20 protein-coding genes are annotated in these 19,780 nt (G+C 65.5%); 2 read left to right on the top strand and 18 right to left on the bottom strand.

All coding sequences use genetic code 11. The features are described 5' to 3' along the window. Window positions 1–39 precede the first annotated feature (39 nt). Complete coding sequence (cbpA, locus tag ACMGGG_RS20945; RefSeq protein ID WP_054894566.1) at window positions 40–993, top strand: curved DNA-binding protein; 954 nt, start codon at window positions 40–42, stop codon at window positions 991–993. Between the two features lie 2 nt (window positions 994–995). Next, a complete protein-coding gene (locus ACMGGG_RS20940; protein WP_054894567.1) occupies window positions 996–1,301 on the top strand; it encodes a chaperone modulator CbpM in 306 nt (101 codons plus the stop codon). 13 nt (window positions 1,302–1,314) lie between these two features. On the opposite strand, the gene ACMGGG_RS20935 is transcribed toward ACMGGG_RS20940, so the two are convergent. The 18 genes from ACMGGG_RS20935 to cbiE form a co-directional block, all read right to left on the bottom strand. After that, complete coding sequence (locus tag ACMGGG_RS20935; RefSeq protein ID WP_054894568.1) at window positions 1,315–1,845, bottom strand: GNAT family N-acetyltransferase; 531 nt, start codon at window positions 1,843–1,845, stop codon at window positions 1,315–1,317. A gap of 3 nt (window positions 1,846–1,848) precedes the next feature. Beyond that, window positions 1,849–2,373 carry an N-acetyltransferase family protein gene (locus ACMGGG_RS20930; protein ID WP_414154363.1) on the bottom strand — a complete coding sequence of 175 codons (525 nt, stop codon included), beginning with the start codon at window positions 2,371–2,373 and terminating at the stop codon, window positions 1,849–1,851. 31 nt (window positions 2,374–2,404) lie between these two features. Continuing rightward, window positions 2,405–3,103: an urea ABC transporter ATP-binding subunit UrtE gene (urtE, locus tag ACMGGG_RS20925; protein WP_054894570.1), complete on the bottom strand. Its 699-nt coding sequence runs from the start codon at window positions 3,101–3,103 to the stop codon at window positions 2,405–2,407. Window positions 3,104–3,243: 140 nt separating this feature from the next. Beyond that, window positions 3,244–4,101: an urea ABC transporter ATP-binding protein UrtD gene (urtD, locus tag ACMGGG_RS20920; protein WP_063546347.1), complete on the bottom strand. Its 858-nt coding sequence runs from the start codon at window positions 4,099–4,101 to the stop codon at window positions 3,244–3,246. Next, a complete protein-coding gene (gene urtC, locus ACMGGG_RS20915) occupies window positions 4,098–5,177 on the bottom strand; it encodes an urea ABC transporter permease subunit UrtC (protein ID WP_065861637.1) in 1,080 nt (359 codons plus the stop codon). The genes urtD and urtC overlap by 4 nt, the downstream gene beginning before the upstream one ends. Beyond that, window positions 5,177–6,664, bottom strand: coding sequence for an urea ABC transporter permease subunit UrtB (urtB, locus tag ACMGGG_RS20910; RefSeq protein ID WP_414154362.1), 1,488 nt, complete (start codon window positions 6,662–6,664; stop codon window positions 5,177–5,179). The genes urtC and urtB overlap by 1 nt, the downstream gene beginning before the upstream one ends. 127 nt (window positions 6,665–6,791) lie before the next feature. Further along, window positions 6,792–8,057: an urea ABC transporter substrate-binding protein gene (urtA, locus tag ACMGGG_RS20905; RefSeq protein WP_112899285.1), complete on the bottom strand. Its 1,266-nt coding sequence runs from the start codon at window positions 8,055–8,057 to the stop codon at window positions 6,792–6,794. 271 nt (window positions 8,058–8,328) lie between these two features. Continuing rightward, window positions 8,329–9,735, bottom strand: coding sequence for a D-serine/D-alanine/glycine transporter (cycA, locus tag ACMGGG_RS20900; protein ID WP_054894575.1), 1,407 nt, complete (start codon window positions 9,733–9,735; stop codon window positions 8,329–8,331). 239 nt (window positions 9,736–9,974) lie between these two features. After that, a complete protein-coding gene (locus tag ACMGGG_RS20895; RefSeq protein WP_414154361.1) occupies window positions 9,975–11,342 on the bottom strand; it encodes a PepSY-associated TM helix domain-containing protein in 1,368 nt (455 codons plus the stop codon). 57 nt (window positions 11,343–11,399) lie between these two features. After that, window positions 11,400–13,457 (bottom strand): TonB-dependent copper receptor, encoded by a 2,058-nt coding sequence (locus ACMGGG_RS20890; protein ID WP_414154360.1) that lies wholly within the window; start codon window positions 13,455–13,457, stop codon window positions 11,400–11,402. A gap of 67 nt (window positions 13,458–13,524) precedes the next feature. Continuing rightward, complete coding sequence (locus tag ACMGGG_RS20885; protein ID WP_414154359.1) at window positions 13,525–13,962, bottom strand: DUF2946 domain-containing protein; 438 nt, start codon at window positions 13,960–13,962, stop codon at window positions 13,525–13,527. A 19-nt stretch (window positions 13,963–13,981) separates the two neighbouring features. Further along, window positions 13,982–14,464 carry a copper chaperone PCu(A)C gene (locus ACMGGG_RS20880; protein ID WP_063546333.1) on the bottom strand — a complete coding sequence of 161 codons (483 nt, stop codon included), beginning with the start codon at window positions 14,462–14,464 and terminating at the stop codon, window positions 13,982–13,984. Window positions 14,465–14,508: 44 nt separating this feature from the next. After that, window positions 14,509–14,895 carry a DUF2946 domain-containing protein gene (locus tag ACMGGG_RS20875; protein WP_054894579.1) on the bottom strand — a complete coding sequence of 129 codons (387 nt, stop codon included), beginning with the start codon at window positions 14,893–14,895 and terminating at the stop codon, window positions 14,509–14,511. A 216-nt stretch (window positions 14,896–15,111) separates the two neighbouring features. After that, on the bottom strand, window positions 15,112–15,966 hold the full coding sequence (locus ACMGGG_RS20870) for an SPFH domain-containing protein (protein ID WP_054894580.1): 855 nt from the start codon (window positions 15,964–15,966) through the stop codon (window positions 15,112–15,114). A gap of 24 nt (window positions 15,967–15,990) precedes the next feature. Continuing rightward, window positions 15,991–16,428, bottom strand: coding sequence for an NfeD family protein (locus ACMGGG_RS20865; protein ID WP_054894581.1), 438 nt, complete (start codon window positions 16,426–16,428; stop codon window positions 15,991–15,993). Window positions 16,429–16,593: 165 nt separating this feature from the next. After that, window positions 16,594–17,313 carry a cobalt-precorrin-6A reductase gene (locus tag ACMGGG_RS20860; RefSeq protein ID WP_414154358.1) on the bottom strand — a complete coding sequence of 240 codons (720 nt, stop codon included), beginning with the start codon at window positions 17,311–17,313 and terminating at the stop codon, window positions 16,594–16,596. Continuing rightward, the gene (locus tag ACMGGG_RS20855; RefSeq protein WP_414154357.1) at window positions 17,310–18,404 is read right to left on the bottom strand and encodes a cobalt-precorrin-5B (C(1))-methyltransferase; all 1,095 of its coding nucleotides are present in this window, start codon (window positions 18,402–18,404) and stop codon (window positions 17,310–17,312) included. The genes ACMGGG_RS20860 and ACMGGG_RS20855 overlap by 4 nt, the downstream gene beginning before the upstream one ends. Continuing rightward, window positions 18,397–19,608 carry a precorrin-6y C5,15-methyltransferase (decarboxylating) subunit CbiE gene (cbiE, locus tag ACMGGG_RS20850; RefSeq protein WP_414154356.1) on the bottom strand — a complete coding sequence of 404 codons (1,212 nt, stop codon included), beginning with the start codon at window positions 19,606–19,608 and terminating at the stop codon, window positions 18,397–18,399. The genes ACMGGG_RS20855 and cbiE overlap by 8 nt, the downstream gene beginning before the upstream one ends. Window positions 19,609–19,780: the final 172 nt, after the last annotated feature.

The raw sequence follows: 19,780 nt of genomic DNA, 5'->3' as shown, positions 1-19,780 counted from the left end.
TTCAGATGCAACACGAAAATTCCTACTGGTGATCCTTAGATGGACTTCAAAGACTATTACAAGATACTCGGCGTCGAGCCCAGCGCGGACGAGAAGGCGATCAAGGCCGCGTACCGCAAGCTGGCGCGCAAGTATCACCCCGACGTCAGCAAGGAGCGTGACGCCGAGGAGAAATTCAAAGAGGCCAACGAGGCCTACGAAGTGCTGGGCGATGCGCAGAAACGCGCTGAATTCGACGAGATCCGCAAGTACGGCGGCCAGCATGGCCGGCCGTTCCAGGCGCCGCCAGGCTGGGAAAGCCGCGGCGGTGGCGGCGGCTTCGAGAGCGGTGACTTCTCCGACTTCTTCAGCTCGATCTTCGGTGCCCGTGGCGGCAATCCCTTTGGCGGCGCACGCGGCCAGCAGCGCAGTGCCGGCAGGCGAGGGCAGGACGTGGAACTGGAACTGGCGGTGTTTCTCGAAGAGACCCTGAGCAAGGAGTCCAAACAGATCAGCTTCCAGGTGCCGCAGACCAACGCTGCCGGGCAGCGCACCGGTTTCACCACCAAGACGCTGAACGTGAAGATCCCGGCCGGAGTGACCGACGGCGAGCGTATTCGCCTCAAGGGCCAGGGCGCTCCGGGTGTCGGCGGTGGTGCCAACGGCGACCTGTTCCTGACCATCCGCATGGCGCCGCACCCGCTGTTCGATGTCGAAGGCCACGACCTGATCATCACCGTGCCGCTGGCTCCCTGGGAGGCAGCGCTGGGCACCAAGGTGGCGGTACCGACCCTGACCGGCAAGATCAACCTGACCATCCGCCCCGACAGCCAGAGCGGCCAGCGCCTGCGGGTCAAGGGCATGGGCCTTGCGAACAAGCAGGGCGAGCGTGGCGATCTCTACGCCCAGCTCAAGGTGGTCATGCCGAGCACCTCCGATGCGACCACTCGCGAACTCTGGACCAAACTCTCCGAGAAGGCCGCGTTCAACCCGAGGACACAATGGAGTAAGTGATCATGAGCAGCACCCTGATCGTTCAACTGGACATGCGAACCTTGTGTCAGGAGGCCGATGTCACGGCCGACTGCGTGATCGAAATCGTCGAGCACGGCATTGTCGAACCCACCGGGCGCACCCCGGAGGACTGGTTATTCGACGATCAGGCGCCGCTGCTGGCCAAGCGTGCGGCAAAGCTGCACCAGGAGTTGGAACTGGAGTGGGAAGGGGTGGCGCTGGCGCTGGAGTTGCTGCAGGAAGTGCAGCAGTTGCGCAGTGAGAACAGCATGTTGAGGCAGCGTTTGGGGCGATTCACCCAGATGTAGAACTGCGGTGTTCTCAAGCGCCAGCCAGCACCTTGTAGTACAGCGCGGTCGCCCGATACACACCATCCGGGCCGCAGGCATAGTCCGGGATCTCACCGGCCTTGTCATACCCCAGTGCCTGGTAGAATCCCTCGGCACCCGACCCTGCCTCGGTGTCCAGGTACAGCATCCCGCGTTTCAGACGTCGGGCATCGGCCTCCAGCGCCGCTATCAACTGTTGCCCCAGCCCACGCCGCCGGGCACGGCTGTGCACCAGCAGCTTCTGCACTTCGGCGCGGTTCAGGCCGTTGGGTTTCAGGCACAGCCCCAACTGCACGCTGGCCAGCACCTCCTGCCCCTGGGCGATCACCCAGAGCAACTGCTCACCGCTGACAAGCCGGCTGCGAACTTCAGCGAAATACGCAAGCGCCTGGGCCTCGTCGATGTCCGCCAGAAACCCCACCGAAGCCCCATTGCGTACCGCATCGAGCAACAGCGCCACGAGGCTGTCGCGGTAGTAGGTCAGGCTCTCGTGGGTGACGCGCTGTAGCTGTGCGGCGTTCATGAATCAGTCCTTTCGAGGTGGTTCGCGGTTGTCGTCCAACGCCAGTTGCATGAACGTCAGGTCGAGCCAGCGACCGAACTTCACCCCGACCTGGGCCATTTGCCCGGTCGTAATGAAACCCAGTCGCTCGTGCAGACGGATCGAGGCCGCGTTGCCGCTCTCGATGGCCGCGACCATCATGTGCTTGCCGCACTGTCGGGCGCGTTCGACCAGCGCCTGCATCAGCAGCGGACCCAGGCCCTTGCCGCGCTGGTCGCTGCGGATGTACACCGAGTGTTCGACCGTGAGGCGAAAACCCTCGAACGGCCGCCAGTCGCCGAACGAGGCGTAGCCCAGTACGCCGGTTGCGTCGGCCGCGACCAGGATCGGGTAACCCTGCTCGGCGCGGGCGGCGAACCAGGCCTGGCGGTTGGCCAGGTCGACCGGGGTTTCGTTCCAGATCGCCGTGGTGTTGCGCACGGCGTCGTTGTAGATGTCGAGGATGCCCGCCACGTCGTCGGGTAGGGCATCACGGATCAGGTAGCTCATGGCAGTGTCTTCGCGAAGTCGATGCTGCAGATTAAATGGTTACCAGCCCGCGTACACCTTCTGCCTGCATGTTTTCGCCGCGGCCGCGCTGGACGATTTCACCGCGGGCCATGACCAGGTACTGGTCGGCCAGCTCTTCGGCAAAATCGTAGAACTGCTCGACCAGCAGGATGGCCATGTCGCCGCGCTGGGCCAGGCTGCGGATGACCGCGCCGATTTCCTTGATCACCGACGGCTGGATGCCTTCGGTAGGTTCGTCGAGGATCAGCAGGCGCGGGCGGCTGGCCAGGGCGCGACCGATCGCCAGCTGTTGCTGCTGGCCGCCGGAGAGGTCGCCGCCACGGCGTTGCTTCATCTGTTCGAGCACCGGGAACAGCTCGTAGATGAATGCCGGCACCTCCCGCGCCTCGCGGGCGCTGAAGCGCGACAGGCCCATCAGCAGGTTTTCCTCCACGGTCAGGCGCGGGAATATCTCGCGGCCCTGGGGCACGTAGGCGATGCCGGCATGCACCCGCTGCTGGGGCTTGAGCGCAGTGATCGGCTTGCCCTCCCACTCGATGCTGCCTTCGCGGGCTGGCACCAGGCCCATCAGGCAGCGCAGCAGGGTGGTCTTGCCCACGCCGTTGCGGCCCAGCAGGCAGGTGACTTCGCCGATCCTGGCTTCGAACGACAGGCCTCGGAGGATGTGGCTGCCGCCATAGTACTGGTGCAGGGTGTCGATCTTGAGCATGTTGGGTTCCTAGTAAAACTGTTTTGTCTGTGCCGGCCTTTTCGCGGGCAAGCCCGCTCCTACGGGTTCACGCTGTCTTGTGGGAGCGGCGGTTCGGCGCTCCGACTTGCCCGCGAAAAGGCCGACACAATTCCCACTGTTCAACGACCGAGATAAACCTCGACCACCCGCTCGTCCGCCTGCACCTGTGCCAGCGACCCCTCGGCCAGCACCGAGCCCTGGTGCAGCACCGTCACATGGTCGGCAATGCTGCCCACGAAGCCCATGTCGTGCTCCACCACCATCAGCGAATGCGTGCCCGCCAGGCCCTTGAACAGCTCGGCGGTGAACTCGGTCTCGGCGTCGGTCATGCCCGCCACCGGCTCGTCGAGCAGCAGCAACTGCGGCTCCTGCACCAGCAGCATGGCGATCTCCAGGAACTGCTTCTGGCCGTGTGACAACAGCCCGGCCTGGCGCGAGGCCAGGCTGTTCAGGCGCACGGTCGTCAGTACGTGCTCTATTCGTTCACGCTGCTCGCCGCTCAAGCGCGCCGCCAGGCTGGCCCAGACCGACTTGTCGGTCTTGAGCGCCAACTCGAGGTTTTCATGCACGCTCAGCGCCTCGAACACCGTGGGCTTCTGGAATTTGCGGCCGATGCCCGCCTGGGCGATCTGGTACTCGCTCATGCGGGTCAGGTCCAGGGTATCGCCAAAGAACGCACTGCCGGTGTCGGGGCGGGTCTTGCCGGTGATCACGTCCATCATCGTGGTCTTGCCGGCGCCGTTGGGGCCGATGATGCAACGCAGCTCGCCGACGCCGATGTACAGGTTGAGCGCGTTGAGCGCCTTGAATCCGTCGAAGCTGACGCTGATGTCTTCAAGGCTCAGTACCGTGCCATGGCGGGTGTCGAGCCCGGCCTTGCGCGGCTGGCCCAGGCCGATGGCGTCGCGGCCGGTGCCCACCTGATCGAAGACCGGCTCCAGCATGAATTCCGGATGAACCGCAGGGATGCCTCTCATGGCTGGCTCCTTTTCTTCAGCAGCCCGACCACGCCCTTGGGCAGGTACAGGGTGACCAGGATGAACAGTGCGCCGAGGAAGAACAGCCAGAACTCCGGGAAGGCCACGGTGAACCAGCTCTTCATGCCATTGACCAGGCCTGCGCCAAGCAGCGGGCCGATCAGCGTGCCGCGTCCGCCCAGGGCAACCCAGACAGCGGCTTCGATGGAATTGGTCGGCGACATTTCGCTGGGGTTGATGATGCCCACCTGCGGCACGTAAAGCGCCCCGGCCAGGCCGCACAGCACGGCGCTGAGCACCCACACCAGCAGCTTGAAGCCGCGTGGATCGTATCCGCAGAACATCAGGCGGTTCTCGGCGTCGCGCAGCGCGGTGAGCAAGCGCCCGAACTTGCTGCGCGTCAGCCACCAGCACAGGTAAAGGCTGCCCAGCAGCAGTGCGACAGTGAGCAGGAACAGCACCGCGCGGGTGCCCGGTGCGGTGATCTCGAAGCCCAGGATGGTGCGGAAGCTGGTGAAGCCGTTGTTGCCGCCGAACCCGGTTTCGTTGCGAAAGAACAGCAGCATCCCGGCAAAGGTCAGGGCCTGGGTCATGATCGAGAAGTACACGCCCTTGATCCGCGAGCGGAAGGCGAACCAGCCGAACACCAGTGCCAGCATCCCCGGCGCCAGTACCGCCAGGCACAGCGCCCAGGCGAAGTGCTGGGTGCCGGCCCAGTACCAGGGCAGCTCGCTCCACGACAGGAAGGTCATGAAGCCTGGCAGGCCGTCGCCGGCCGCCTGGCGCATAAGGTACATGCCCATGGCATAGCCGCCGAGGGCGAAGAACAGGCCGTGGCCCAGCGACAGCAACCCGGCGTAGCCCCAGACCAGGTCCAGGGCCAGGGCGACGATGGCGTAGCAAAGGATCTTGCCGACCAGGGTCAGGGTGTAGGCCGAGACCTGCAGCGCATGGCCGTCAGGCAGCAGCGACAGCAGCGGCAGGGCCACCAGCACCAGGATGACGATGGCGCCGATGGCCAGTGACAGGCGTGGCCCGACCTTTTGCGTGGCAGTGACAAGCAGTGGCTGGTTCATCAGTCGATTACCCGTCCCTTGAGGGCGAACAGGCCTTGCGGGCGTTTCTGGATGAACAGAATGATCAGCGCAAGGATGAGGATCTTGCCGAGTACCGCACCGATCTGCGGTTCCAGCAGCTTGTTGGCGATGCCCAGCCCGAAGGCCGCCCAGAGGCTGCCGGCCAGTTGCCCGACGCCGCCGAGCACCACCACCAGGAAGGAGTCGATGATGTAGCTCTGGCCCAGGTCAGGGCCAACGTTGCCGACCTGGCTCAGGGCCACCCCGCCCAGCCCGGCGATGCCCGAGCCCAGGCCGAAGGCGAGCATGTCGACGCGCCCGGTGGACACACCGCAGCAGGCCGCCATGTTGCGGTTCTGCGTGACCGCGCGCACGTTCAGCCCCAACCGTGTGCGGTTGAGCAGCAGCCAGGTGAGCAGAACCACCGCCAGGGCGAAGCCGATGATCACCAGGCGGTTGTAAGGCAGCACCAGGTTGGGCAGCACCTGGATGCCGCCAGACAACCACGCCGGGTTGCTCACTTCGACGTTTTGCGCGCCGAACAGCAGGCGCACCGCCTGGATCAGGATCAGGCTGATGCCCCAGGTCGCCAGTAGGGTTTCCAGTGGGCGGCCGTAGAGATGGCGGATCACCGTTCGCTCCAGTGCCATGCCGACTCCGGCACTGACGGCGAAGGCCACCGGCAGAGCGATCAGCGGGTAGAACTCGATGGCGCCGGGGGCATAGCGCTGCAGCAGCACCTGCACCAGGTAGGTGCTGTAGGCGCCGAGCATCAGCATTTCGCCGTGGGCCATGTTGATCACCCCGAGCAGGCCGAAGGTGATCGCCAGGCCCAAGGCCGCCAGCAGCAGGATCGAACCCAGCGACAGACCGCTGAACGCCTGGCCGAGGATCTCACCGAACAGCAGCTTGCGTTGGACCTGGGCCAGGCTGGTCTCGGCGGCGGTGCGCACCCCGGCGTCGGGTTCTGCGCCAGGCTGCAACAGAGCTTCCAGACGGGTACGTGCCAGCGGGTCGCCGGTTTCCCCGAGCAGGCGCACTGCGGCCAGGCGTACCCGAGGTTCGCTGGCGCCCAGTTGCAGGTTGGCCAGGGCAAGGCCCAGGGCCGCGTGCACGGCGGCGTCCGGCTCACTGGCGAAGGCGCGGTCGAGCAGCGCCATCTGCGCCGGTTGCGCGCTTTTTTGCAGTTGCCGTGCAGCGGCCAGACGCAGGTTGCTGTCGGCGCTGAGCAGTTGATGGCTGGCCAGGGCGTTGTCGATCAGGCCGCGCAGGCGATTGTTCAGGCGCACCTTGCGCGTGTCGTCTTCGGCTATGCGCCCTTCGCGCAGGTTTTGCAGCAGCGCCAGGCGGGCCGGTTCGGGCTGTGCGGCCCAGCCTTCGAGCAGGCTGGCCTGTTCGGCGGGCTTGGCGCCGAGGAAGAATTCGCCCTCGCTGGCCTGAGTGGCTAGGGGTAGCAGGAGGAGGAGGGTGAGCAGGAGTCTGAGCATGCGAGCAATCCTGGAAATCGGAGGTGGATTCTTCGCGGGCAAGCCCGCTCCCACAGGTTCAGCGGTGTTCCCGGGATCTGTGGGAGCGGGCTTGCCCGCGAAAGGGCCGCAAAGCGGCCCCATGCACTCAGTTACCTTTCACTGCATAGTCAGGCCGTTTGTCATTGCCTGGTATGAACGGGCTCCACGGCTGCGCACGCAGCGGCTGCTCGGTCTGCCAGACCACACTGAACTGCCCGTCTTCCTGGATCTCGCCGATCATCACCGGCTTGTGCAGGTGGTGGTTGGTCTTGTCCATGGTCAGGGTGAAGCCGGACGGTGCCTGGAAGCTCTGCCCGGCCAAGGCCTCACGCACTTTGTCGACATCGGTGGACTTGGCTTTCTCGACCGCCTGCGCCCACATGTGGATGCCGACGTAAGTGGCCTCCATCGGGTCGTTGGTCACCGCCTTGTCGGCACCCGGCAGGCCCTTGGCCTTGGCGTAGGCTTTCCAGTCGGCGACGAACTTCTGGTTGACCGGGTTTTCCACCGACTCGAAGTAGTTCCACGCCGCCAAATGGCCGACCAGCGGCTTGGTGTCGATGCCACGCAGTTCCTCTTCACCCACCGAGAAGGCCACCACCGGCACGTCGGTGGCTTTCAGGCCCTGGTTGGCCAGCTCTTTGTAGAAGGGCACATTGGAGTCGCCATTGACGGTGGAGATCACCGCCGTCTTGCCGCCCGCGGAGAACTTCTTGATGTTGGCGACGATGGTCTGGTAGTCGCTGTGGCCGAACGGCGTGTAGACCTCTTCGATGTCCTTGTCGGCCACGCCCTTGCTGTGCAGGAAAGCGCGCAGGATCTTGTTGGTGGTGCGCGGGTAGACGTAGTCGGTGCCCAGCAGGAAGAAGCGCTTGGCACCACCGCCGTCTTCGCTCATCAGGTATTCCACTGCCGGGATCGCCTGCTGGTTGGGCGCAGCGCCGGTGTAGAACACGTTCGGCGACATCTCCTCGCCTTCATATTGCACCGGGTAGAACAACAGCCCGTTGAGCTCCTCGAACACCGGCAGCACCGACTTGCGCGACACCGAGGTCCAGCAGCCGAACACCACCGCGACCTTGTCCTGAGTCAGCAGTTGGCGGCTCTTCTCGGCGAACAGCGGCCAGTTCGAAGCCGGGTCGACCACCACCGGTTCGAGCAGCTTGCCATTGACCCCGCCCTTGGCGTTGATCTCGTCGATGGTCATCAGCGCCATGTCCTTGAGCGACGTTTCGGAAATGGCCATGGTCCCGGACAGCGAATGCAGGATGCCGACCTTGATGGTCTCGGCCGCCTGGATGCTCCAGCTCAGACCCATCGCCGCGATCGATGCGCTGAGGGTGAAGGCCTTGATCAGACTGCGTCGCTTCATGTGCTCTCTCCGCTGAGTTGTTGTGGTGTTGGCAGAGGGGAGATTGCAAAGGCTGTGCCGTGGTGCGCGAGGCTGCGGATTAGAAGGGTTGTGCTTCGATGCGGGGCCTTGAGGAGGGCCAGGTTGGTGCTTGCTCGGCGAGCCTGCACAGGATTGGGGCCAGAGGGTGAGCAGTTTCTGCGCAGCGCGCTGGGGGCGACGTGAAACTACACACCATGATTGCGAGAGCGGGGTTTGCCCGCGAAAGGGCTGCAGAGCAGCCCTGTGCAGATCAGTTGTCGCGCACCACCGCCCGTGGCTGGCGCTTGCTGCGTACGAACTGGTAGGTAACGGCCAGCAGCAGGAACCAGATCGGCGTGACCACCAGCGCCGAACGGGTGTCGGCCTCAAGGCTCAACAGCACCAGGATGCCGGCGAAGAACACCAGGCACACGTAGCACATGAAACGCCCGCCAGGCATCTTGTAGATCGACTTCTCGTGCAGCGCCGCGCGCTGCTTGCGGTAGCTCAGGTACGACAGCAGGATCAGCGTCCAGACGAACATGAACAGCACCGCCGACACCGTGGTCACCAGGGTGAAGGCTTCGATCACGTTCGGCACCAGGTAGATCAGCACCGCGCCGAGCAGCAGGCACAGGCAGGAGAAGTACAGGCCGTTGGCCGGTACGGCGCGCCGCGAGAGCTTTTCGAAGGCCTTCGGTGCATCGCCTTCCTGGGCCAGGCCGTAGAGCATGCGGCTGGTGGAGAACACGCCGCTGTTGGCCGACGAAGCGGCCGAGGTCAGCACCACGAAGTTGATGATGCTTGCCGCTGCCGGCAGGCCGGCCAGCACGAACAGTTCGACGAACGGGCTCTTGCCCGGGACCACGTCGCGCCATGGTGTAACCGCCATGATCGCGATCAACGCCAGCACATAGAACACGATGATGCGGATCGGGATCGAGTTGATCGCCCGTGGCAGGGTGCGCTCGGGGTTCTTCGCTTCGGCGGCGGTGGTGCCTACCAGCTCGATGCCGACGAATGCGAATACCGCGATCTGGAAACCGGCGAAGAAGCCGAACAGGCCATTGGGGAACATGCCGCCGTCATTCCACAGGTTGGCCAGGCTGGCCGTGTGGCCGCTCGGCGACTGGAAGCCGGTGATGACCATGTACAGGCCGGTGGCGACCAGGCCGAGGATGGCGACGATCTTGATCAGGGCGAACCAGAATTCCATCTCGCCGAACAGTTTCACCGTGACCAGGTTCAGCGACAGCAGGACCGCCACGCAGGTCAGCGCCGGTATCCACTGCGGCAGGTCGGGGAACCAGAACTGTGTATAGGCGGCGATCGCCACCACGTCGGCGATGCCGGTGACGACCCAGCAGAACCAGTAGGTCCAGCCAGTGAAGTAGCCGGCCCAGGGGCCGAGCAGGTCGGCGGAGAAATCGATGAACGACTTGTAGTTGAGATTCGAAAGCAACAGTTCGCCCATGGCACGCATGACGAAGAACAGCATGAAGCCGATGATCATGTAGACGAAGATGATCGACGGGCCGGCGAGGCTGATGGTCTTGCCCGAGCCCATGAACAGGCCGGTGCCGATGGCGCCACCGATGGCGATGAGCTGGATGTGGCGGTTGGTCAGGTTGCGCTGCAGATGCTGGTCATCTGCCTGGGGGGATGAGGTCCGGGTCATAGGCTGCATTCCATTGAGGGTCAGTCTTCTTGTGAGCGAAAGCCGGTTAGGCTAACACGCACTGCAAAGGTGCGGGCGTGACAGATCGCCACGATCTTGGCGGTGCAGTGGGGATTTTTGACTGACCGCAGTCAAGGGTTGGCCTTTTCGCGGGCAAGCCGGCTCCCACGGTACAGCGCTGAACCCGAGTCTGCGCCGTACCGTGGGAGCGGGCTTGCCCGCGAAAAGGTCGACGCGATTCAGGCCTGTACCGCGACCCGCCCGCGCCGCACCACCAGGCTATCGACCACCCACATCACTACCATCGACACCCCCACCAGCGGGAACACGATACCCAGTACCAGCATCACCGTCACCGCTGTCTTCCAGCGCGGCAGGTCATGCCGCAGCGGCGGTACGCCAAGCCCACCGGACGGGCGGCGCTTCCACCACATCACCAACCCGCTCACCGAGCCCAGCAGGATCATCAGGCACACCAGCAGGATGACGATCTGGTTGAGCGGCCCGAACATCTTGCCCTCGTGCAGCATCACCCCAAGCTCGGTGGCGCGGGCTACCGGGCTGTAGTCGTGCCAGCGCACGTCGGCCAGGACCTTGCCGGTGTACTGGTCGACATGCAGGGTGGCGTCGTTGCGTGGATCGTCGGCGAACACCGCGATGGTGAACACGCCTTCAGCGGTGCTCGGCGAGGTGATGCTGTAGCCCGGCGCCACGCCGCGGGCGTTGGCCAGATCCTCGACCTGCTGCAGGGTGATCTGCGGCGCGGCCGGGGCGCTGTGCATGTCGTGATGGCCCATGTGCTCGGCATGCGCGCCGGACACCGGCATCGGCGTGTTCTCCAGGGCCCAGGGCACGGTCTGGCGATGAGCGCTGTTCAGCGCGCCTGCCTGCTGGTCGGATTTCGGTACGTCGTTCCACATCGCCGCCGGGAAACGGTTCCACAGGTCGGCGTACTGCTTGCCCCACAGCCCGGTCCAGGTCATGCCGCTGAGCAGCATCAGCAACAGCAGTGCCGAACCCCAGAAGCCGCTGACCGCATGCAGGTCGCGCCAGAGCACGCGCCCGCGTGCCGACAGGCGTGGCCACAGTACGCCACGGCGGTTGCGGCCACGTGGCCACCACAGATAAAGCCCGGACACCACCAGCACGACGCCCCAGCCTGCGGCGAGCTCCACCAGCCGATCGCCGACAGTGCCGACCATCAGCTCGCCATGCAGGGCGCGGGCGATGGCCTGCAGGTTCTGCTTGCCGTCCTGCGCGCCCAGCACCTTGGCGTTGTACGGGTCGACGAACACGTTCAGTTCGCGGCCGCCGTCATGCACCACGAACTGCGCGCTGCGCTCGGCGTCCAGCGGTGGCAGGTACTGGCCGACATGGCCCTGTGGATAAGCCTGGCGCACCTGGGCCAGCAGCGTGTCGGCGCTCTGGCGCTGCGGGCCGGCCTCGACCACCATCAGGTCGCGGTACATCCACGGGTCGAGCTGCGGCTTGAACAGGTAGATGATCCCGGTGATCGCCAGCAGGATCATGAAGGGTGCGACGAACAGCCCGGCATAGAAATGCCAGCGCCAGGCCAGGTTGTAGAAGGATTGCTTTGGTTTGCTCATGGAGCCTCCCGTTCGACCAGGTGGGGCGCGGTCAGGCCCGCGCCCCGGTTGTTATTGTCAGAAGCTGAAATCGACCTTGGTCCAGAAGGTCCTGCCCGGCTCGTTGACCGGCTGCGGGTCTGCCGCCGGGTAGCCGAACCCGGCGTTCCCGGCCAGGTTCAAGTGCTCGGCGTAGGCCTTGTCGAACAGGTTGTCGACGCCCGCGCTGAGCTTGAGGTTGTTGTTGACCTTGTAGGCACCGTTGAGCGAGAACACGCCGAAACCGCCGCTCTTCTCGTAGTCCTTGCCCACCACGTTGCCCTGGTTCTGGGCGATGCGGTTCTGCGCCGCGACCAGGCGCCACAGCGCACCGACGCTCCAGGCATCGCGGCTGTAGGTCAGGCCGAGGCGGCTTTCCAGCGGAGGCATCTGCGGCAGGGCCTTGCCGTCGCTGCTGTTCTTGCCCCAGGCGTAGGCCAGCGTCGCGTCGGCTTTCCAGTTTTCGTCGAGCTTGTACGCCGCGCCCAACTCGCCGCCCATGATGCGGGCGTCGATGTTCTGCGCCTGGGTGCTGCTCATGCCCATCATGCTGCGGTAGTCGAACAGGATGTAGTCGCGGATCTGTCCGACGTAGCCGGAGGCCCAGGCTTGCAGGCGTTCGTCCTGGTACTGGATGCCGAAGTCGAGCTGGGTGGTCTTCTCCGGCTTGATGCTGTCGAAGGCGTTGACCGAGCCCCGCGGGCCGTTGGTTGGCGAGAACAGCTCCCAGTAGTCGGGGAAGCGCTGGGCGTGGCCCAAGCCGATATAGCTGGTAGCGGAAATCGCCGCCAAGTCATGCTCGTAGCGGATGAAGCCGCTGGGCAGGGTATCGGCGCGGGTATCGCCATGGGTGGCACTGGCCTGGCGGAAGTCGCGGGCCGAGGCACGGTCCAGGCGCGCGCCGCTGATCAGCCGATCCTCGCCGGTGGCGTACCAGGTCAGCTCGCTGAACACGCCGTAGTTATGGAAGTCGGCGTCCTTGGTCCAGGGCTTGCCCTTGTGCGCATCGACGCCCATGCCGCCGCGTTTGCGGTGTTCGTTGGTCTGCGCGTCGATGCCGCTGATCAACTGCACGTCGGCCCAGCGCCAGGTCGCCTTGATGCGTGCGCCGAGGGTGCGCCGATCGACGTTGCTGACCATGGGCATGCCCATCATGCCGCTGCCCGAGGGTGTGCGCAGGCTGTAGTTGTCCATCACGTGGTCGGCATAGTTGTAGTAGACCTGCGCCTCGACCTTGTCGAGCACCTCGCCGAGGTTGGACTTTTCGAAGCGCAGGCCCAGGCTTTCGCGCTTGAACTGCGAGCCGTCCATGCCGCGTCCGGCGTAGCGCGCTTCGCCATCGCCCTTGCCGGCGGTGAGTTCGAGCAGGGTGTCGGTGTCCGGGGTCCAGCCGAGGGTCACGTCGCCGTTCCATTTGTCCCAGCGCGAAGGCACGGTATCGCCATTGCCGTCCTTGTAGTCGTCCGAGCGCGACTGGTTGCCGACGAAGCGCGCATAGGCCTGGCTGTTGCCGGCGGCGGCGTCGAGCACCTTGTCGAAGCGGCCGTTGGAGCCCGCGAGCAGGCTGGCGTTGACCCGGCTGCCGAGGGTGCCGAATTTCTCCGGCTCGCGCTCGAAGAGGATGGTGCCAGCCGAGCCGCCGGGGCCCCAGATCACGCTTTGCGGGCCTTTGATCACGGTCAGGCGGTCGTAGGTTTCCGGCGAGATGTACGAGGTCGGGGCGTCCATGCGGTTGGGGCACGCGCCGAGCATCACACCGCCGTTGGTGAGGATGTTCAGGCGCGAGCCGAACATGCCGCGCAGCACGGGGTCGCCGTTGGTGCCGCCGGAGCGGATGGCGGAAAAGCCGGGGATGGTCTTGAGGTAGTCGGCGCCGTCACTGGCTGGCACCGGCTGACGTGGATCCTTGGGGTTGGTGACCACGGTCAGCGGCGAGCTGGGCGCGATGGCGGTGATTACCGTCGGGCTCAGCTCCGGGGCGTCATGGCCTTCGTGGCCAGGCTCGACGGCTAGCGCCAGCGGGCTCAGCAGCGAGCCGCAGAGCATGGCGAGGGTCCCATGGCGGGACAGGGCAGAAACAGGGGTGCAGCCGGACATAATGATTCCAGTCGATCAGTCATGAGTAAGCGCGAAGCCTCCTGGCTTCGGGCGTGAAACGGGGTGGTCAGACGTTGATCGATGGAGGTGGGGCGCGGCTGCGGGCACCGGGAAACACCGCTTGCAGGGCATGGCCCTGGCGGGTCGGGTAGGTGGCGAGGGTGGTCGGGATGGTGCTGGCGAGGCTGAGTGGGCTGAGGGTCTGGGGCAGGGCGGGGCAGTTGAACAGCAAACTGCAGTAGCCGCATTTCTCCCAATCGGTGTGTAGCTGGCCGTCGTTGCCGTGACCGTGGTGGTCTTGCCCGGCATGCGGGTGCCCCGCGGCCATGGGCATGTCCATGGCCATGCTCATGTTCATGCCGGCGTGGTGATCCATCGGCATCGACTGGGAAACCAGCGGGCCGATGAAAATCATCCACATGGCGAACAGGCTCAGCCAGCCGCCACCGACGCGCCTGCGATCAGGGCGGGTGCTGCGGGCTGTGCTGTTGCGCGGCAAGCTCATGACGAGCGCCTGTCAACGGTCAGTGCGCGTGTTCGTGTCCAGCCTGGTCGGCGGGCGGCTGCTTCTGCACGGCGACGTCGACGGTGATGTCGCCGGCTTTCTCGAAGTGCAGGGTGAGCGGGAAGCGCTTGCCGTCAGTGAGCAGGCTGCGGTCCTTGGGCTGCATCAGCATCACGTGATAGGCGCTGGGGGCGAAGGTCAGGTCCTTGCCTGCAGGTACGACCACACTCTGCACCTGCTGCATCTTCATGGCGCCGGCCGCGGTCTTGGCGTGTTCATGCAACTGGGCGTCATCGCTGACGGGGCTTTCGACACTCAACAGGCGGTCATCGACCTTGCCGTTGTTGTGAACGATGAAATACGCCGCGACATTGGGCGCGTTCGGTGGCAGCTCCAGCGACCAGGGGTGGGCGATATGCAGGTCGCCGACACTGTATTCGTGGGCGTTGGCGAAGGCGCTGGGCAGCAGCAGGGTGGCCAGGATGAGGGCTTGCTTGAGCATGGTGAGTCTCCGGTCTGTACAGGTTCAGGAACAGCGTCTTGAACTCAGGCCAACGGAGAGGCTCGCGGATTGAGTGCCGGCCAGAGCTGGCGCGGCGTGGGCTGGTGCGTGGCGAGTGGTGGTGCCTGGCCGAAGCGCAGTTGCAGCGGGCTGTGCAGTTGCGGTGCGTGGCTGGCCAGGGCGAGCACAGGCGAGGCACCCGAGCAGCACCAGCAGTGCTGCATGTTGGAGTGGTCGTCCTGTTGGCCCAGGTCGATCTTGGCCAGGGCCTGGACATCGAGCTTGGCCTTGCCCGCGCCAGTCGAGCAGAAGGCACCCCACAGCAGCTGTTCGGCCGGGCCCTTGGGCGCGGCAGAAGACAGCGGCATGGCCAGCAGGTTGAACAGCACTGCAAGGCAGGCTATCCAGGCGATGTGCCGACGTGGGGGCATGGAGAGATCCGGTCAGGAATCAGGTGGCTATTGTACGGCGGAGTATAGGTAAAAATGCGGGGGTGCGGTGAAGTGCCGCAGTTGCTGTTGCAAAACCGGTAAAAGCGGCGTTGTGTTCTTCGCGGGCAAGCCCGCTCCTACAGGAGCCCCGCAATGTTCACCTCGACGGGGCATTTGTGGGAGCGGGCTTGCCCGCGAAGCAGTCACCGCCGGTCTTCAGGCCTTGCCGCGCCCCAGCAACCCGCGCACGGTCTCCTGCAGGTCCGCTGGCAACACCACCACCTTGGAGTTGTCGCTGCCGGCCAGGTTCTCCATCGCGCCGATGTAGCGCTCACCCAGCAGGTACATGGCCGGGGTGGTCTCGTTGCCCACCGCTTCACGCACCAGGGTGATCGCCCGGGCCGAGGCTTCGGCGAGGCTGATCTGCGCCTCGGCGTCCAGCCTGGCGGCCTGCAGGCGAGCTTCGGCTTCGAGAATGGCGGCCTGCTTGGCGCCCTCGGCGCGGGTCACGTCGGCCTTTCGTTCACGTTCGGCTGCGGCCTGGCGCTCCATGGCCTTCTGCATGTTTTCCGAAGGCTTGATGTCCTGGATCTCCACCGAGCGTACGGTCACGCCCCAGTCTTCGGTCTGTTCGGACATCGCCTCGCGCAGGCGCGCCTTGATCTGCTCGCGGCTCGACAGCGCCTCGTCGAGGTCCATGGCGCCGACGATGGCACGCAGCGAGGTCATGGTCAGGCTGGTGACGGCGAAGGAGAAGTTCTGCACGCCGTAGGAGGCCTTCTGCGGGTCGACCACCTTGGCGAAGCACAGGGCGTTGGCGACGATCACCGCGTTGTCGCGGGTGATGATTTCCTGTTGCTGCACGTCGAGGATGATGTCCTTGGTCGGCAGGCGGTAGGCGACCACGTCCATGTACGGCACCAGGATGTTCAGGCCGGGCTTGAGGGTGCTGTGGTAGCGGCCCAGACGCTCGACGATCCATTCCTCGCCCTGGGGCACGATGCGCACCCCCTTGAACAGGGTGATCAGAACGAACAGGGCGATGGCGCCGACGACGATGAGGCTGGTCATTGCAAGCTTCCTTTCAGTACGGATTCAGGGGCGGGTAACCCGCGCGGTGTTGCCTTCGATGGCGGCCAGGCGAACGCGCTCGCCAGCAGGGATGTCGCTGTCGGCGACGCAGGTCCATTCCTCGTTGCCGAGGATGGGCTTCTGGAAGCGCACCCGGCCTTTCTGGAACTGCGACACGCTGGCGGTCAGCAGGCCGACTTCACCGATCACGCTGTCGGCGGTCCAGCGCACGTCCGGCTTCTTGCGCCGGAACAGCTTGAACCACAGCAGGGTGGTAAGGGAGGAGAATGCCACCCACAGCAGCACCTGCATGTCCAGTTGCAGGGCCGGGGCGGCCAGGGCGATCAGCGACACCAGGATGGCGCCGATGCCGAACCAGAGAATGAAGAACGTAGGCAGGACCAGTTCGAGCAGGACCAGGGCGATGCCGAAGACGAGCCAGATCCACCATTGCATTTCCATATGGGCAGGGCCTTGCGGTGAGGGGGCTTGAAGTTTACGGCAGGGGACGCGGGAAGACTATTGGCAGTGGAGGATGGTGGCTTCGGAAACGGCCGGGGCTGCTGCGCAGCCCATCGCGGGACGAGTCGCAGCGGCGAACCGCACCGGCAGAGTGGACTGCCCTGCTCATATCGACAAGGCTTCGCGCAACTGCGCCACCGATCCGAACAGCCGATCCACCTCCGGCAACTCCGGTCGCTTCAACACCAGCACCGGTACCCCACGCTCGCGCGCCACTTCAAGCTTTGGCTCGGTCGCGGCGCTGCCACTGTTCTTGCTGACCAGTACATCGATCTGGCGCCGCTCGAATAGTGCTCGTTCATCCTCGAGGTGGAACGGCCCCCGTGCGCCGATCACCTCGCAACGTTCATTGCCCGCGCAGGCTTCCAGGGCACGCAAGGTCCAGAACTGGTGGGCCGGAATGTCTTCGAGATGTTGCAGCGGCTCGCGCCCCAGGGTGAATAACGGGCGCTTGAAAGGCGCCAATGCGTCGATCAACGCATCCCAGCCCTCGACTTCGCGCCAGTCGTCACCTGGCTGTGGCTGCCAGGCGGGGCGGCGCAAGGCCCAGCAGGGAATCCTCGCCGCCTTCGCCGCCTGTGCGGCATTGGCGCTGATCTGTGCGGCATAGGGGTGGGTGGCGTCGATCAGCAGCTCGATCCGTTCGCGCTGCAGGTAGTCGGCCAGGCCGTCGGCCCCGCCGTAACCGCCCACCCGCACCTGGCAGGCCAGGTCCTGTGGGATACGGCCGATACCGGCGAGGCTGTAGACATGCTCCGGCCCCAGCAACCGGGCGATGGCCAGCGCCTCGGTGACGCCGCCCAGCAACAAGATACGGCCGCTCATTGCACACCCGCCTTGCCGACGACACCGCCCTGGCGGTCGATGGCGAAAACCTCGACCTGCACCTGTGCAGGCACCACGCTGCGGGCGAAGGCCAGGGCATGGGCACAGACGGCATCGCCCAGGTCGATACCGGCGGCATGGGCGAGAGCCAGCGCCTGCTGGCTGGTGTTGGCGCCGATGATCGCCGCCTGCAGGACGGCGTCTGCGCCGATATCGGCTGCCCAACCTGCAAGTTGCGGCAGGTCGATGCTCGAATGACGGCTGTGCAGGTCCATGTGGCCCGCGGCAAGCTTGCTGATCTTGCCGAAACCGCCGCACAGCGTCAGGCGTGGCACCGGTACCTTGCGCAGGTGCTTGAGCACCGCGCCGACGAAGTCGCCCATTTCGATCAGGGCGATTTCCGGCAGCCCATAGACCCGGCGCATGGTGTCTTCGCTGGCATTGCCGGTGCAGGCGGCGATGTGGGTGTAGCCGTTGCTGTGGGCAACGTCGATGCCCTGGTGGATCGAGGCGATGTAGGCAGAGCAGGAAAACGGCCGGACGATGCCGCTGGTGCCGAGGATCGACAGCCCGCCGAGAATGCCCAGCCGCGGGTTCATGGTCTTGAGCGCAAGCTCCGCGCCGCCCTGCACGTTCACCGTCACCTCGAATCCGCCCGCGTAGGCGCACTCGCCTGCCAGTCGCTGCAGGTGCTCGCTGATCATCCGCCGCGGCACCGGGTTGATGGCAGGTTCCCCGACCGCCAGGACCAGGCCGGGACGTGTCACCGTGCCCACGCCTTGGCCGGCGACGAAGCGCACGCCGGGCTCGTCGATCAGGCGCACCTGGCTGTAGAGCAGAGCACCGTGGGTCACGTCGGGATCGTCGCCTGCGTCTTTCACGGTGCCGGCCTCGGCGCGCTCGCCGTCTCGGCGGCAGAATTCCAGGCGCATCTGCACCTGCTTGCCCTTGGGCAGGGTGATCTGCACGGCGTCGGTGGACTGGCCGGTGAGCAGCAACTGTGCTGCCGCCAGGCTGGTGGCGGTGGCACAGCTGCCGGTGGTCAGGCCGCTGCGAAGTGGCGCGGGCTGTTCGCGGGTTTCTTCACGCATCGAGGGGTTTCACCACCTCGAGCAGCGTGATCGGCAAGGCCTGGCGCCAGGTATCGAAACTGCCCAGGGCCTGGGCCTGGGCCACATGGATGCGGGTCAGTTCGCCGCCATGCTGCTCACGAAAATGCGCCAGGGCCAGTTCGCTTTGCAGGGTCACGGCATTGGCTACCAGCCGCCCTCCAGGGCGCAGACGCTCCCAGCACAAGGGCAGTACGCCTTCGCCGGTGACGCCGCCGCCGATGAAAATGGCGTCGGGGCGTTCGAGATCGGCCAGGGCTTGTGGCGCCTTGCCGCGAATCAACTGCAGGCCAGGAACGCCGAGCTGGTCGCGGTTGAATTCGATGAACGCCTGGCGACCTTCGTCGGCCTCGATGGCCAGTGCGCGGCAGCTGGGGTGGGCGCGCATCCATTCGATACCGATCGAGCCGCAGCCGGCGCCGACATCCCACAGCAGTTCGCCTGGCTGTGGTGCCAGGCGTGCCAGGGTGATGGCGCGCACGTCGCGTTTGGTCAACTGGCCGTCGTGGCGAAAGGCGCTGTCGGGCAGGCCGCTGATGGGCGACAGGCGCGGGCTGTCCGGCGCGGCCTGGCATTCGATGGCGACCAGGTTCAGTGCTGCGACCTGGGCGTGTGGCCAGTCCTCTGCACTGCCGCTCAGGCGCTTCTCATCGGGGCCGCCCAAGTGTTCGAACACCTGCATCCGGCTCGGCCCGAAGCCGCGTTCACGCAACAACTGCGCAATGGCCGCAGGGCTGTCGCCGTCATTGCTCAGCACCAGCAGGCGCACACCGCTGTAGAGTTGGGCATTGAGCGCCGCCAGCGGCCGCGCGACCACCGACACCACCTGCACCTCCTGCAACGGCCAGCCCAGACGGGCGGCGGCCAGGGCGCAGGAGGAGGGCATCGACAGCACCTGCATCTGTTCGGCCGGGACCTGGCGCGCGAGGCTTGCGCCAACGCCGTAGAACATCGGGTCGCCGCTGGCCAGCACGCACACGGGCTCGCCGTGCAGGGCCAGCACAGGGCCGAGGGAGAACGGGCTGGGCCAAGCCAGGCGCTCACCGACCACGCAGCGCGGCAACAGGGCCAGTTGGCGCGGGCTGCCGAAGATACGTGCAGCAGACAGCAGCGCGCGCCGGGCCTGCTTGCCCAGGCCGCTGAAGCCGTCTTCGCCGATGCCTACTACTGTCAGCCAGGGGGTCATCTGATCATTTCCGTCGTGTTGGGAGTCGTGTCGCCCTTTTCGCAGGCAAGCCGCAGCGGCGAACCGCCGTTCCCATAGCTATCCGGACCTGCAGGATACCTGTGGGAGCGGGCTTGCCCGCGAAAAGGACGACACGGTCCTGATGCATTGCTCGACCATCGGCTTTTCATGC

Origin of the sequence: Pseudomonas sp. BNK-44-b (assembly GCF_047456245.1) — a bacterium.
GTDB lineage: Bacteria > Pseudomonadota > Gammaproteobacteria > Pseudomonadales > Pseudomonadaceae > Aquipseudomonas > Aquipseudomonas machongensis.
This window is presented reverse-complemented; position numbering and strand designations above follow the sequence as displayed.